16 protein-coding genes are annotated in these 12950 nt (G+C 60.9%); 14 read left to right on the top strand and 2 right to left on the bottom strand.

Annotated elements, in window-relative coordinates; genetic code table 11:
• Positions 1-37: 37 nt before the first annotated feature.
• The 5 genes from IB254_RS05760 (at position 38) to IB254_RS05740 (ending at position 3933) form a co-directional block, all read left to right on the top strand.
• Positions 38-610: a YqgE/AlgH family protein gene (locus tag IB254_RS05760; protein ID WP_032832312.1), complete on the top strand. Its 573-nt coding sequence runs from the start codon at positions 38-40 to the stop codon at positions 608-610.
• Positions 610-1047 carry a Holliday junction resolvase RuvX gene (ruvX, locus tag IB254_RS05755; RefSeq protein ID WP_007945492.1) on the top strand — a complete coding sequence of 146 codons (438 nt, stop codon included), beginning with the start codon at positions 610-612 and terminating at the stop codon, positions 1045-1047. Before IB254_RS05760 ends, ruvX begins: the two co-directional genes overlap by 1 nt.
• Before the next feature lie 82 nt (positions 1048-1129).
• Positions 1130-1633: a bifunctional pyr operon transcriptional regulator/uracil phosphoribosyltransferase PyrR gene (gene pyrR / locus IB254_RS05750; RefSeq protein WP_008026190.1), complete on the top strand. Its 504-nt coding sequence runs from the start codon at positions 1130-1132 to the stop codon at positions 1631-1633.
• 27 nt (positions 1634-1660) lie between these two features.
• The gene (locus tag IB254_RS05745) at positions 1661-2665 is read left to right on the top strand and encodes an aspartate carbamoyltransferase catalytic subunit (RefSeq protein ID WP_131060573.1); all 1005 of its coding nucleotides are present in this window, start codon (positions 1661-1663) and stop codon (positions 2663-2665) included.
• A complete protein-coding gene (locus IB254_RS05740) occupies positions 2662-3933 on the top strand; it encodes a dihydroorotase (protein WP_192416717.1) in 1272 nt (423 codons plus the stop codon). The genes IB254_RS05745 and IB254_RS05740 overlap by 4 nt, the downstream gene beginning before the upstream one ends.
• Before the next feature lie 94 nt (positions 3934-4027).
• Here IB254_RS05740 and IB254_RS05735 read toward each other — a convergent pair whose 3' ends face one another.
• Positions 4028-4459 carry an NINE protein gene (locus IB254_RS05735; RefSeq protein ID WP_008026184.1) on the bottom strand — a complete coding sequence of 144 codons (432 nt, stop codon included), beginning with the start codon at positions 4457-4459 and terminating at the stop codon, positions 4028-4030.
• A 250-nt stretch (positions 4460-4709) separates the two neighbouring features.
• Here IB254_RS05735 and IB254_RS05730 point away from each other — a divergent pair, with 250 nt between their 5' ends.
• The gene (locus IB254_RS05730; RefSeq protein ID WP_008036675.1) at positions 4710-5330 is read left to right on the top strand and encodes a C40 family peptidase; all 621 of its coding nucleotides are present in this window, start codon (positions 4710-4712) and stop codon (positions 5328-5330) included.
• Positions 5331-5472: 142 nt separating this feature from the next.
• Here IB254_RS05730 and IB254_RS05725 read toward each other — a convergent pair whose 3' ends face one another.
• A complete protein-coding gene (locus IB254_RS05725; protein WP_192416716.1) occupies positions 5473-6507 on the bottom strand; it encodes a type IV pilus twitching motility protein PilT in 1035 nt (344 codons plus the stop codon).
• Positions 6508-6564: 57 nt separating this feature from the next.
• Between IB254_RS05725 and IB254_RS05720 the strand changes: the two genes are divergently transcribed.
• From IB254_RS05720 to hemW, 8 genes are all read left to right on the top strand, one after another.
• Positions 6565-7263 carry a YggS family pyridoxal phosphate-dependent enzyme gene (locus IB254_RS05720; protein ID WP_192416715.1) on the top strand — a complete coding sequence of 233 codons (699 nt, stop codon included), beginning with the start codon at positions 6565-6567 and terminating at the stop codon, positions 7261-7263.
• 33 nt (positions 7264-7296) lie between these two features.
• Positions 7297-8115: a pyrroline-5-carboxylate reductase gene (proC, locus tag IB254_RS05715; protein ID WP_192416714.1), complete on the top strand. Its 819-nt coding sequence runs from the start codon at positions 7297-7299 to the stop codon at positions 8113-8115.
• Between the two features lie 24 nt (positions 8116-8139).
• Positions 8140-8727: a YggT family protein gene (locus tag IB254_RS05710; protein ID WP_008026173.1), complete on the top strand. Its 588-nt coding sequence runs from the start codon at positions 8140-8142 to the stop codon at positions 8725-8727.
• 183 nt (positions 8728-8910) lie between these two features.
• The gene (gene metX / locus IB254_RS05705; RefSeq protein WP_008036684.1) at positions 8911-10050 is read left to right on the top strand and encodes a homoserine O-succinyltransferase MetX; all 1140 of its coding nucleotides are present in this window, start codon (positions 8911-8913) and stop codon (positions 10048-10050) included.
• Between the two features lie 7 nt (positions 10051-10057).
• Entirely contained in the window at positions 10058-10678 is a 621-nt protein-coding gene (gene metW, locus IB254_RS05700; RefSeq protein ID WP_008026169.1) for a methionine biosynthesis protein MetW, read from the top strand.
• 26 nt (positions 10679-10704) lie between these two features.
• Positions 10705-11139, top strand: coding sequence for a DUF4426 domain-containing protein (locus IB254_RS05695; protein WP_192416713.1), 435 nt, complete (start codon positions 10705-10707; stop codon positions 11137-11139).
• Positions 11136-11732 carry an RdgB/HAM1 family non-canonical purine NTP pyrophosphatase gene (rdgB, locus tag IB254_RS05690; RefSeq protein ID WP_008036695.1) on the top strand — a complete coding sequence of 199 codons (597 nt, stop codon included), beginning with the start codon at positions 11136-11138 and terminating at the stop codon, positions 11730-11732. Before IB254_RS05695 ends, rdgB begins: the two co-directional genes overlap by 4 nt.
• Complete coding sequence (gene hemW / locus IB254_RS05685; RefSeq protein ID WP_225602266.1) at positions 11729-12934, top strand: radical SAM family heme chaperone HemW; 1206 nt, start codon at positions 11729-11731, stop codon at positions 12932-12934. The genes rdgB and hemW overlap by 4 nt, the downstream gene beginning before the upstream one ends.
• Positions 12935-12950 lie beyond the last annotated feature (16 nt).

The raw sequence follows: 12950 nt of genomic DNA, 5'->3' as shown, positions 1-12950 counted from the left end.
CTTGTCAGTTCGCCCCTCCAACGCCACACTAGCGCTCATGAAGAACGTCAGCCCAAGCTACCTCAAGCATCACTTCCTGATCGCCATGCCTCACATGGCCGACCCGAACTTTGCCCACACCTTGACCTACATCGTCGAGCACACGGCCAATGGTGCCATGGGGCTGGTGGTCAACCGTCCGCAAGACCTGAACCTGGCCGATATCCTCGAGCAATTGCGCCCCAATATCGAGCCGCCGCTGCTCTGCCAGCATGTGCCGATCTTCATCGGCGGCCCGGTGCAGACCGATCGCGGTTTTGTCCTGCACCCGTCGGGCAAGCAGTTTCAAGCGACCGTTGATCTGGAAGGCGACCTCTCGTTGTCCACCTCCCAGGACGTATTGTTCGCTATCGCCGATGGCGTCGGCCCGGCAAAAAGCCTGATCGCCCTCGGTTACGCAGGCTGGGAAGCCGGACAACTTGAGGCCGAACTGGCGCAGAATGCCTGGCTGACCTGCCCGTTCGATGCCGACATCCTGTTCAACACCAGCAGCGAACTGCGCCTCGAAGCAGCGGCCAAGCACCTGGGCGTCAACCTCAGCCTGCTCACCAGCCAGGCGGGACACGCCTGATGGCCCTGCGGCTGATTCTGGGTTTCGACTACGGCACCAAACAGATCGGCGTGGCGGTCGGCCAGGTGATTACCGGCCAGGCCCGCGAGCTGTGCACCTTGAAGGCACAAAACGGCGTGCCCGACTGGAATCAGGTCGAAGCGCTGATCAAAGAGTGGAAACCCGATGCGGTGGTGGTCGGCCTGCCGTTGAATATGGACGGCACGCCCAGCGACATGTGCCTGCGCGCCGAGAAGTTCGCCCGCCGACTCAACGGCCGCTACAACCTGCCCTTCTATACCCACGATGAACGCCTGACCACGTTTGAAGCCAAGGGCGAACGACGTGATCGCGGCGGGCAAAAGGGCAGTTACCGCGACAACCCGGTCGATGCCATCGCCGCCGCCCTGCTGCTGCAAGGCTGGCTCGATGAAAACAGCGCACTGTTCGAATCCTGAAGAGCCGTAACAAGCGACTCTCTATAGCGACAACCCGAGCCACCGCCAGCAGCACCCGGCCCGGGCCCAAGAAGGAGCAACCATGAGCCTGCCCAATCCCGCCGAACTGATCAGCCAGATGGCGATCCGTCTCAAGGCACATCTGGAACATCGTGGCATCAGCGAACCGCGCTACATCGGTATTCGTACCGGCGGCGTCTGGGTTGCCCAGGCGTTGCTCGAAGAACTGGGCAGCGACGCGCCGCTCGGCACGCTGGACGTGTCCTTCTACCGTGACGACTTCAGCCAGAACGGCCTGCACCCGCAAGTGCGCCCTTCGGCGCTGCCGTTCGAGATCGAAGGCCAGGACCTGGTGCTGATCGACGACGTGCTGATGAGCGGCCGCACCATCCGCGCCGCAATGAACGAACTCTTCGACTACGGCCGCCCGGCCAGCGTAACGCTGGTGTGCCTGTTGGACCTGGACGCCGGCGAACTGCCGATCCGCCCGAACGTGGTTGGCGCGACTTTGTCGCTGGCCGCCCACGAGCGCGTGAAGCTGTCCGGCCCAGAACTCAAGCTCGAACTGCAAGACCTCGCCCTTTAATTCGCCCTATTGAGAGTCCCCCTCGCGATGACGCCTCTAGAAACCAAGCGCCCGCTGCAGCTCAATGATCAGGGCCAGCTGCGCCACTTCCTCTCGCTCGACGGTTTGCGCCGTGAGCTGCTGACGGAAATCCTCGACACCGCCGACTCGTTCCTCGAAGTCGGCGCCCGGGCAGTGAAGAAAGTCCCGTTGCTGCGCGGCAAGACCGTGTGCAACGTGTTCTTCGAGAACTCCACCCGCACCCGCACCACCTTCGAACTGGCGGCCCAGCGCTTGTCGGCGGACGTGATCACCCTCAACGTCTCGACATCGTCGGCGAGCAAGGGCGAAACCCTGCTCGACACCCTGCGCAACCTGGAAGCCATGGCCGCCGACATGTTCGTCGTGCGCCACGGTGATTCCGGCGCCGCGCACTTCATCGCCGAACACGTATGCCCGCAAGTAGCGATCATCAACGGCGGCGACGGCCGTCACGCACACCCGACCCAAGGCATGCTCGACATGCTGACGATCCGTCGGCACAAGGGCAGCTTCGAAAACCTGTCCGTGGCCATCGTCGGCGACATCCTGCACTCGCGGGTAGCGCGCTCGAACATGCTGGCGCTGAAAACCCTCGGCTGCCCGGACATCCGCGTGATCGCGCCGAAAACCCTGCTGCCGATCGGCATCGAGCAATACGGCGTGAAGGTCTACACCGACATGACCGAAGGCCTGAAAGACGTCGACGTGGTGATCATGTTGCGCCTGCAACGCGAACGCATGACTGGCGGCCTGCTGCCGAGCGAGGGCGAGTTCTATCGCCTGTTCGGCCTGACCACCGCGCGCCTGGCCGGGGCCAAACCGGACTGCATCGTCATGCACCCGGGCCCGATCAACCGCGGTGTGGAAATCGAGTCGGCGGTGGCCGACGGCCCGCACTCGGTGATCCTCAATCAGGTGACCTACGGTATTGCGATTCGTATGGCTGTGTTGTCCATGGCCATGAGCGGGCAGACTGCCCAGCGCCAATTCGAGCAGGAGAACGCCCAGTGAAGCTCAGCATTCTCGGCGCCCGCGTGATCGATCCAGTCAGCGGGCTGGATCAAGTGACTGATATCCACATCGAAGCCTGCAAGATCGTCGCCCTTGGCGCCGTACCCGCCGGTTTTGTTGCCGTCGATACCATCGACGCCCAAGGCCTGGTGGCCGCACCGGGGCTGGTTGACCTGAACGTCGCCCTGCGCGAGCCAGGCTACAGCCGCAAAGGTTCGATCGTCAGCGAAACCCGCGCCGCCGCTGCCGGTGGCGTGACCAGCCTGTGCTGCCCGCCGAAAACCAAACCAGTGCTGGACACCTCGGCCGTGGCCGAACTGATCCTCGACCGCGCCCGCGAGGCCGGCAACACCAAGGTGTTCCCGATTGGCGCCCTGAGCAAAGGCCTGGACGGCGAGCAACTGGCCGAGCTCGTGGCGTTGCGCGATGCTGGTTGCGTGGCCTTCGGCAACGGTCTGGAAAGCTTCCGCAACACCCGCACCCTGTGCCGGGCGCTGGAGTACGCGGCGACCTTTGACCTGACGGTGATTTTCAACTCGCAGGACCATGATCTGGCCGAAGGTGGCCTGGCGCATGAAGGTCCGACCGCCAGCTTCCTCGGCTTGCCGGGTATCCCGGAAACCGCAGAAACCGTAGCGCTGGCCCGTGATCTGTTGCTGGTCGAGCAAAGTGGCGTGCGCGCGCACTTCAGCCAGCTGACCAGCGCTCGCGGCGTGGCCCTGATTGCTCAGGCTCAGGCGCGCGGATTGCCGGTGACGGCGGATGTCGCCCTGTACCAGTTGATCCTGACCGATGAAGCGCTGATCGACTTCAGCAGCCTCTATCACGTCCAGCCGCCGCTGCGCACCCGCGCCGACCGCGATGGCTTGCGTGAAGCGGTGAAGTCCGGGGTGGTTTCGGCGATTTCCAGTCATCACCAGCCCCATGAACGGGACGCCAAACTGGCGCCGTTCGGTGCGACGGAGCCGGGGATCAGCAGCGTTGAACTGTTGCTGCCGCTGGCGATGACGCTGGTGGAAGACGGTTTGCTCGATCTGCCGACGTTGCTGGCACGCCTGAGTGCGGGACCTGCGCAAGCCTTGCGCTTGCCGGCGGGGAAACTGGCGGTAGGTGGTGCGGCGGATATCGTGCTGTTCGATCCGGCAGCTTCGACCGTGGCCGGTGAAACCTGGTTGTCCAAGGGTGAGAACTGCCCGTTCATTGGGCATAGCTTGCCGGGTGTGGTGCGTTACACCTTGGTGGATGGGCGGATTAGCCACCAGGCGTAAGACCGCGTTGTCCCAATCGCTAGCAGGGCTAGCTCCCACACAGGATTTGTGTCGTTCACAGATCCTGTGTGGGAGCTAGCCTGCTAGCGATGACTTACTGGAAAGTGCCGCGATTCTGCGCGTTACGCACGGAAACCTGGTCATTCAGCGTCCAGAAGTCATACAAAACCCCCAGAAAGAACAACCCGCCCGTCACCAGGTACAGCAATCCGCTGATCCACTTCCCCTGATACATCCGGTGCACGCCGAACACTCCCAGAAACGTCAGCAGAATCCACGCAACGTTGTATTCGATAGGCCCTGCGGTGAAACGCAGGTCCGCTTCACGGTCCATGGCCGGGATCAGGAACACGTCGATCAGCCAGCCGATACCCAGCAAACCCAGGGTGAAAAACCAGATCGTCCCGGTCACGGGCTTGCCGTAATAAAAGCGGTGAGCACCGGTAAAACCGAAAATCCACAGCAGGTAACCGATCACTTTGCTGTGGGTATCTTGATGTGGAACGGGGTGTCGATAGGTGTTCATGAATAGCCTCGAATCACACGATAGATAAATATTCTTGAATTCTTTGTGACTTTTTTACAGGTGGCCGACGTATGGCAAATGCTACCGTGTCTCCCGTCAAACCCTTATAGCACCTGACTTCTGTCCGACAATTGCGTCTATTTGCCGCGTATTGGGCTCCGTTGACCGCCAGGTTGAATCGACCAACGGCCTCGGAATGACAAAAAAAGCTGTTATAAAGTTTCGCGCTAACCAACACGAGCCTTGCCTAATGCGTCCATTTTTCAAGACATGGCTAACCATTTGCCTTTTGATGCCACTGGCCGCCCACGCCACCAATCGTGAGCAACGTCTTCCTAACGTTAATGGTTACACCCCAAAATCCCATGTTTCTGCTCCTTCGAGCAAAAACAAACAAACTGCCAAGCAACCGACTTCGCTGAGCAAAGCCAACAGCAAGCTTGTCCCGCCGATGGCGACCAAGGAAAGCAGCAATGTGCTGAGCCGTGCCGTCAACGTCCTCGGTACACCTTACCGTTGGGGCGGCAGCAGCCCAAGTAAAGGGTTCGATTGCAGCGGCCTGGTGAAATACGCGTTCAACGACGCCACATTTGACCTGCCGCGCACCTCGAACGCCATGGCCAGTGGTCATGGCGAGAAAGTCGAACGCGGCGACCTGAAGCCGGGTGACCTGATTTTCTTCAACATCAAGAGCCGCCGGGTCAATCACGTTGCCATCTACCTGGGCAACGACCGCTTCATCCACGCACCACGTCGTGGCAAGTCGGTGACCATCGACACCTTGAAGAAACCGTACTGGGAAAGCCACTACGTGGTTGCCAAGCGGGTTCTGCCTAAAGAGAAGAACACGCTGCAGGTTGTTCAGCGTTGATTTGAAAATCCCGGGCCTGATCCGGGATTTTTTTGACCGTGATATCCCCATCGCGAGCAGGCTCACTCCTACAGTTGATCGCGTTCCAATGTGGGAGCGAGCCTGCTCGCGATGGCGTCATTGAAAGCGCTACAAATCCCAGTCAGAAGTTATCCGGCGACCGCGCCTTATCCCGCGCATGCTCGCGGCTGACCAAACCCTTGGTCACCAACTCCTTCAAGCACATATCCAGCGTCTGCATTCCCAGATTCCCACCGGTCTGAATCGACGAGTACATCTGCGCCACCTTGTCCTCGCGGATCAGGTTACGGATCGCCGACGTTCCCAGCATGATTTCGTGCGCCGCGATCCGCCCACCACCGATCTTCTTCACCAGCGTCTGCGATACCACCGCCAGCAGCGACTCGGACAGCATCGAACGCACCATCGACTTCTCATCCCCCGGAAACACATCCACGATCCGGTCGATGGTTTTCGCCGCCGACGTGGTGTGCAACGTGCCGAACACCAGATGGCCAGTCTCGGCAGCCGTCAGCGCCAGGCGAATAGTCTCCAGATCACGCATCTCACCCACCAGAATCACATCCGGGTCTTCCCGCAACGCCGAGCGCAAGGCTGTGGCGAAGCTGCGGGTATCGCGATGGACTTCGCGCTGATTGATCAGGCACTTGCGCGATTCGTGGACGAATTCGATCGGGTCTTCAATGGTCAGGATGTGGTGATGACGATGGTTGTTCAGGTAGTCGATCATCGCCGCCAGGGTGGTGGATTTGCCGGAACCGGTCGGGCCGGTGACCAGCACCAGGCCACGGGGGGAATCGGTAATCTTGCGAAACACTTCCCCCATCCCGAGGTCGTCCATGCTCAGGACCTTCGATGGAATGGTCCGGAACACCGCGCCGGCGCCACGGTTCTGGTTGAACGCATTGACCCGGAAACGCGCAACGCCGGGCACTTCAAAGGAAAAGTCGGTTTCCAGGTGTTTCTCGAAATCCACACGCTGGGTGTCGTTCATGATGTCGTAGACCAGCTCCTGAACTTCCTTGTGATCCAGGGCTGGCAGATTGATGCGCCGCACATCGCCGTCGACGCGAATCATCGGTGGCAGGCCTGCCGACAGGTGCAAGTCGGACGCTCCTTGTTTGGCGCTGAACGCCAGCAGTTCAGTGATATCCATAGCACTCCTCAATTCCAGTAGAATGCCGCCAACCTCAGACCCGCTGGCGCCTCTTGAATGTCCACGATAGCAGACAACATTGAACTGGTTAGTTCACGCATCCGGGCTGCCGCCCTCGCCGCCCATCGTGACGAACACAGCGTCCAGCTCCTGGCCGTGAGCAAGACCAAGCCCGCCGAGGCCCTGCGCGAAGCGCATGCCGCCGGCCTGCGCGACTTTGGCGAGAACTACCTGCAGGAAGCCTTGGGCAAACAGCTCGAATTGGCCGACCTGCCCTTGATCTGGCACTTCATCGGCCCCATTCAATCGAACAAGACTCGCGCTATCGCCGAGCACTTCGCTTGGGTGCATTCCGTGGATCGCTTGAAAATCGCACAACGCCTGTCCGAACAACGCCCTGCCGATCTGCCGCCACTGAACATCTGCATCCAGGTCAATGTCAGCGGTGAGGCCAGCAAATCCGGTTGCACCCCGGCCGACCTGCCGGCCCTGGCCAACGCCATCAGCGAACTGCCGCGCATCAAGCTGCGCGGGCTGATGGCGATTCCCGAGCCAACGGAAGATCGGGCCGCCCAGGACGCCGCTTTTGCTGCCGTGCAAAGCCTGCAAGCCAGCCTGAACCTGCCGCTCGACACACTTTCCATGGGCATGAGCCACGACCTTGAGTCGGCCATCGCCATGGGCGCCACTTGGGTCCGTATCGGCACAGCCCTGTTCGGCGCCCGCGGCTCTCAACAAGTGCATGGTCAACCATGAAATGGCTGGCCTACTTCTCTACAAGGAACTGACATGAGCAAAACTCGTATTGCCTTTATCGGTGCCGGCAACATGGCCGCCAGCCTGATCGGCGGCCTGCGCGCCAAAGGTCTGGACGCCGCGCAGATCCGCGCCAGCGATCCGGGCGCAGAAACCCGTGCCAAAGTGAACGCCGAACACGGCATCGAAGTATTCGCTGACAACGCCGAGGCCATTCAAGGCGCCGACGTGGTCGTTCTGGCAGTCAAACCGCAAGCGATGAAAGCCGTGTGCGAAGCGATTCGCCCGAGCTTGAAACCGGATCAACTGGTAGTGTCCATCGCCGCCGGCATCACCTGCGCCAGCATGAACAACTGGCTCGGCGCGCAACCGATCGTGCGCTGCATGCCCAATACCCCGGCGCTGCTGCGTCAGGGTGTGAGTGGTTTGTTCGCCACCGCCGAAGTCACCGCAGAACAACGCCAACAGGCGCAAGAACTGCTGTCGGCCGTGGGTATCGCCTTGTGGCTGGATGAAGAACAGCAACTGGACGCCGTCACCGCTGTCTCCGGCTCGGGCCCGGCGTATTTCTTCCTGTTGATCGAAGCCATGACCGCCGCCGGCGTGAAGCTCGGCCTGCCGGCGGACATCGCTGCCCAACTGACCCTGCAAACTGCCTTGGGCGCCGCACACATGGCGGTTGCCAGCGATGTCGACGCGGCTGAACTGCGTCGCCGTGTGACATCGCCGGCGGGCACCACAGAAGCTGCAATCAAATCGTTCCAGGCTGGCGGCTTCGAAGCGCTGGTAGAAAAAGCACTCGGCGCCGCTGCGCACCGCTCGGCCGAGATGGCTGAGCAGCTCGGTCGCTAATCAGCCCTTACAAAGGAATAAATGATGCTAGGACTCAACGACGCTGCCATTTTCATCATCAAGACCCTGGGCAGCCTGTATCTGCTGATTGTGCTGTTGCGCTTCATCCTGCAACTGGTCCGGGCGAACTTCTACAACCCGCTCTGCCAGTTCATCGTCAAGGCCACCCAGCCGCTGCTCAAGCCGCTGCGCCGGGTCATCCCGAGCATGTTCGGGCTGGATATGTCGTCACTGGTGCTGGCGCTGATCGTGCAGATGCTGCTGATTGCGGTCATCGTGTCGCTCAAAGGCTTCATGGTCGATTGGGTGCTGCTGGTGCCGTGGGCGCTGATTGCGCTGTTCTCGCTGTTTTTGAACATTCTGTTCTACGCGATGATCATCAGCGTGATTCTGTCCTGGGTCGCGCCGGGCAGCCACAATCCGGGCGCCGAACTGGTCGCGCAGATTACCGAACCGGTACTGGCCCCGTTCCGCCGGATCATCCCGAACCTGGGCGGCCTCGACATTTCGCCGATCTTCGCGTTTATCGTGATCCAGTTGCTGCAAAGCTGGCTGATTCCGCGACTGGCGTACTTTGCCCTGATGCCTCAAGGGCTGCTCGGCTTGATCTAAGACCGCGTCATCGTTCATCGCGAGCAGGCTCGCTCCCACAGGGGTAAGCATTCCAATGTGGGAGCGAGCCTGCTCGCGATGAAGGCAACCCGGTTTGACAGAATGAAATCAGGCCCGGCCTTTGCTTGCCGCTAACCCCACCGGTCTTTAGACTTACGCCTCATTTCAACGAGAGCAGGGTCGATGCCAACTGCCTTTCCCGCCGATTCTGTTGGTCTGGTGACGCCGCAAGTGGCGCACTTCAGTGAACCCCTGGCCCTGGCCTGCGGCCGTTCGCTCCCAGCGTATGACCTGATTTACGAAACCTACGGCACGCTGAACGCCACGGCGAGCAACGCCGTGCTGATCTGTCACGCCTTGTCCGGGCACCATCACGCCGCCGGTTTCCACAGCCCCGACGACCGCAAACCCGGTTGGTGGGACAGCTGCATCGGCCCCGGCAAGCCGATCGACACCAACAAGTTCTTCGTGGTCAGCCTGAACAACCTCGGCGGTTGCAACGGCTCCACGGGCCCGAGCAGCGTCAACCCGGAAACCGGCAAGCCATTCGGCGCCGATTTCCCGGTGCTGACCGTGGAGGACTGGGTGCACAGCCAGGCGCGCCTGGCCGACCGGATCGGCATCAGCCAATGGGCCGCCGTGATTGGCGGCAGCCTCGGCGGCATGCAGGCGATGCAATGGAGCATCACCTACCCGGATCGCATTCGTCACTGCCTGGCCATTGCCTCGGCACCGAAACTGTCGGCACAGAACATCGCCTTCAACGAAGTGGCGCGCCAGGCAATCCTCACCGACCCCGAATTCCACGGCGGTTCGTTCCAGGAAGCGGGCGTGATCCCCAAGCGCGGCTTGATGCTGGCGCGGATGGTCGGGCACATCACTTATCTGTCCGATGACTCGATGGGCGAAAAATTCGGTCGCGGCCTGAAGAGCGAAAAGCTCAACTACGACTTCCACAGCGTCGAGTTCCAGGTTGAAAGCTACCTGCGTTATCAGGGTGAAGAGTTCTCCGGGCGTTTCGATGCCAACACTTACCTGCTGATGACCAAGGCGCTGGACTACTTCGACCCGGCGGCAAACTTCGACGATGACCTGGCGAAAACCTTCGCCGGCGCTTCGGCCAAGTTCTGCGTGATGTCCTTCACCACCGACTGGCGCTTCTCCCCGGCCCGCTCGCGGGAACTGGTGGACGCGCTGATGGCGGCCAAGAAAGACGTCTGCTACCTCGAGATCGACGCCCCGCAAGGCCACGACGCCTTCCTGATTCCGATCCCGCGCTATCTGCAGGCATTCGGCAATTACATGAACCGCATTACGTTGTGAGAAAGCCATGAGAGCTGATCTGGAAATCATCCAGGAATGGATCCCCGCCGGCAGCCGCGTGCTTGACCTCGGTTGCGGTGACGGCGAGCTGCTGACGTGGCTGCGCGACAACAAGCAAGTCACCGGCTACGGCCTGGAAAACGACCCGGACAACATCGCCGAGTGCGTGGCCAAGGGCATCAACGTGATCGAGCAGGACCTGGACAAGGGCCTGGGCAACTTTGCCAGCAACAGTTTCGACGTCGTGGTCATGACCCAGGCGCTGCAAGCCGTGCACTACCCGGACAAGATCCTCGACGAAATGCTGCGGGTCGGTCGCCAATGCATCATCACCTTCCCCAACTTCGGTCACTGGCGCTGCCGCTGGTACCTGGCGAGCAAGGGCCGGATGCCGGTGTCCGAGTTTCTGCCGTACACCTGGTACAACACGCCGAACATCCACTTCTGCACTTTCGAAGACTTTGAAGCACTTTGCCGCGAACGTGAAGCCAAGGTCATTGATCGGCTTGCCGTGGATCAACAGCATCGGCACGGGTGGGCCAGTAAGCTATGGCCTAATCTGTTAGGTGAGATCGGTATTTACCGCGTCAGCAGTCCAGGACTGCAGGATCACAAGGTCGCGGTCTGAACCACCCTATTTCAAGGAGAACGATCATGGGTCGTCTAGCGTTATTTCTACTCACTGCCTGCCTGAGCGTTACCGCCATGGCCGCCGACGTCATCAAGGGCGAGCGCAAGGAAACCTTCGGTGATGTGACGGTTCACTACAACACCTTCAACTCCACATTCCTGACACCGGACATCGCCAAATCGGCCGAACTGATCCGCAGCAAGAACCAGGGCGTGATCAACGTCTCAGTGATCAAGGATGGCAAACCGCTGATCTCTAACGTCAGCGGCACGGTCAAAGACCTCACCAGCCAAAGTGTGCCGTTGAAATTCAAGCAGATCACCGAACAAGGCGCGATCTACTACATTGCGCAATACCCTGTGGAGCAGCAGGAAGTCCGCACCTTCGATATCAAAGTGCAGACCGGCGACAAAACCAACACCATCAGTTTCCAACAAGAGCTTTTCCCCGGCCAATGATGAATTTCACGCAACTCGTACTGGCCAGCCACAACGCCGGCAAACTCAAGGAACTCCAGGCCATGCTCGGCGACTCGGTGCATCTGCGCTCGATCGGCGAGTTCAGCAGCGTCGAGCCTGAAGAAACCGGTCTGTCGTTTGTCGAGAACGCCATTCTCAAGGCCCGCAATGCCGCGCGCATTTCCGGCCTGCCGGCGTTGGCCGACGATTCCGGGCTGGCGGTGGATTTCCTTGGCGGCGCGCCGGGGATCTACTCGGCTCGTTACGCTGACGGCAAAGGCGATGCGGCGAACAACGCCAAACTGCTCGACGCCTTGAAAGACGTGCCGCAAGCCGAGCGTGGCGCGCAGTTCGTCTGCGTACTGGCGCTGGTGCGTCACGCTGACGATCCGCTGCCGATCCTCTGCGAAGGGCTGTGGCATGGGCGCATCCTGACCCAAGCCAGTGGCGAGCACGGTTTCGGTTACGATCCGCTGTTCTGGGTGCCAGAGCGCGATTGCTCCAGCGCGGAGCTGAGCCCGAGCGACAAGAACCTCATCAGCCACCGCGCCCGTGCAATGGATCTGCTGCGCCAGCGTCTGGGCTTGAAATGACCCGTGAATCATCCGCGCCACCGCTGATCTACGGCGGCGGCGCACAATCGCCTCGGGCTGCGCTTCCCGTGCTGCCGCCCCTGGCGCTGTACATCCACATCCCGTGGTGTGTGCGCAAATGCCCTTATTGCGACTTCAACTCCCACACCGCAAGCCCCGTGCTGCCGGAAGAAGAGTACGTCGATGCCTTGCTGGCGGACCTTGATCAGGATCTGCACGCGGTCTACGGCCGCGAGTTGAGCTCGATCTTCTTTGGTGGTGGTACGCCGAGCCTGTTCAGCGCCGAAGCCTTGGGCCGCCTGCTCAAAGGCGTCGAGCAACGGATTCCGTTTGCCAGCGACATTGAAATCACCCTGGAGGCCAATCCGGGCACGTTCGAGCAAGAAAAGTTCGTCGCCTACCGCGCGCTGGGCATCAATCGGCTATCGATCGGCATCCAGAGCTTTCAGGAAGAGAAACTCAAGGCTCTGGGGCGGATTCACAACGGCGATGAAGCGGTGCGTGCCGCCGGCATGGCGCGCCAGGCCGGGTTCGATAACTTCAACCTGGACTTGATGCACGGTTTGCCCGATCAGTCGCTGGACGACGCCCTGAGTGATCTGCGCCAGGCCATCGCCCTGAAGCCGACCCACTTGTCCTGGTATCAGCTGACGCTGGAGCCGAACACGGTGTTCTGGAACCAGCCGCCTGTGCTGCCGGAAGACGACACGCTGTGGGACATTCAGGAAGCCGGCCAGGCGCTGCTCGCCGAACACGGTTACGCGCAATACGAAGTCTCGGCGTATGCCCTGCCCGGTCGTCCGGCGCGGCATAACCTCAATTACTGGAGCTTCGGCGACTTCATCGGCATCGGTGCCGGCGCCCACGGCAAGCTCAGTCATCCGGACGGGCGCATCGTGCGCACCTGGAAGACGCGCCTGCCGAAGGATTACCTGAACCCGGCGAAAAGCTTCAAGGCTGGCGAGAAAGCGCTGACCAACGATGAACTGCCGTTCGATTTCCTGATGAACGCTTTGCGCCTGACTGATGGCGTGGAATCGCGGCTGTATCCGGAGCGCACCGGGCTGAGCCTGGAAAGCCTCGCCGAAGGCCGCCGCGAAGCCGAACAAAGCGGCCTGTTGCAGGTCGAACCGTCACGCCTGGCGGCCACCGAGCGCGGGCAATTGTTCCTCAATGACTTGCTGCAAACATTTCTGAGCTGATTTCAGCCGTAAGGGA

The organism is Pseudomonas sp. PDM03, assembly GCF_014852385.1.
Lineage (GTDB): Bacteria > Pseudomonadota > Gammaproteobacteria > Pseudomonadales > Pseudomonadaceae > Aquipseudomonas > Aquipseudomonas migulae.
The sequence above is the reverse complement of the archived record's forward strand: the minus strand, read 5'-3'. Positions and strand labels throughout refer to the sequence as shown.

Excerpts from the sequence above, each read along its gene's own strand:
- IB254_RS05760 (WP_032832312.1), top strand. The coding sequence starts at position 38 with ATGAAGAACGTCAGCCCAAGCTACCTCAAGCATCACTTCCTGATCGCC.
- ruvX (WP_007945492.1), top strand. The coding sequence starts at position 610 with ATGGCCCTGCGGCTGATTCTGGGTTTCGACTACGGCACCAAACAGATC.
- pyrR (WP_008026190.1), top strand. The coding sequence starts at position 1,130 with ATGAGCCTGCCCAATCCCGCCGAACTGATCAGCCAGATGGCGATCCGT.
- IB254_RS05745 (WP_131060573.1), top strand. The coding sequence starts at position 1,661 with ATGACGCCTCTAGAAACCAAGCGCCCGCTGCAGCTCAATGATCAGGGC.
- IB254_RS05735 (WP_008026184.1), bottom strand. The coding sequence starts at position 4,459 with ATGAACACCTATCGACACCCCGTTCCACATCAAGATACCCACAGCAAA.
- IB254_RS05730 (WP_008036675.1), top strand. The coding sequence starts at position 4,710 with ATGCGTCCATTTTTCAAGACATGGCTAACCATTTGCCTTTTGATGCCA.
- IB254_RS05725 (WP_192416716.1), bottom strand. The coding sequence starts at position 6,507 with ATGGATATCACTGAACTGCTGGCGTTCAGCGCCAAACAAGGAGCGTCC.
- IB254_RS05720 (WP_192416715.1), top strand. The coding sequence starts at position 6,565 with ATGTCCACGATAGCAGACAACATTGAACTGGTTAGTTCACGCATCCGG.
- proC (WP_192416714.1), top strand. The coding sequence starts at position 7,297 with ATGAGCAAAACTCGTATTGCCTTTATCGGTGCCGGCAACATGGCCGCC.
- IB254_RS05710 (WP_008026173.1), top strand. The coding sequence starts at position 8,140 with ATGCTAGGACTCAACGACGCTGCCATTTTCATCATCAAGACCCTGGGC.
- metX (WP_008036684.1), top strand. The coding sequence starts at position 8,911 with ATGCCAACTGCCTTTCCCGCCGATTCTGTTGGTCTGGTGACGCCGCAA.
- metW (WP_008026169.1), top strand. The coding sequence starts at position 10,058 with ATGAGAGCTGATCTGGAAATCATCCAGGAATGGATCCCCGCCGGCAGC.
- IB254_RS05695 (WP_192416713.1), top strand. The coding sequence starts at position 10,705 with ATGGGTCGTCTAGCGTTATTTCTACTCACTGCCTGCCTGAGCGTTACC.
- rdgB (WP_008036695.1), top strand. The coding sequence starts at position 11,136 with ATGATGAATTTCACGCAACTCGTACTGGCCAGCCACAACGCCGGCAAA.
- hemW (WP_225602266.1), top strand. The coding sequence starts at position 11,729 with ATGACCCGTGAATCATCCGCGCCACCGCTGATCTACGGCGGCGGCGCA.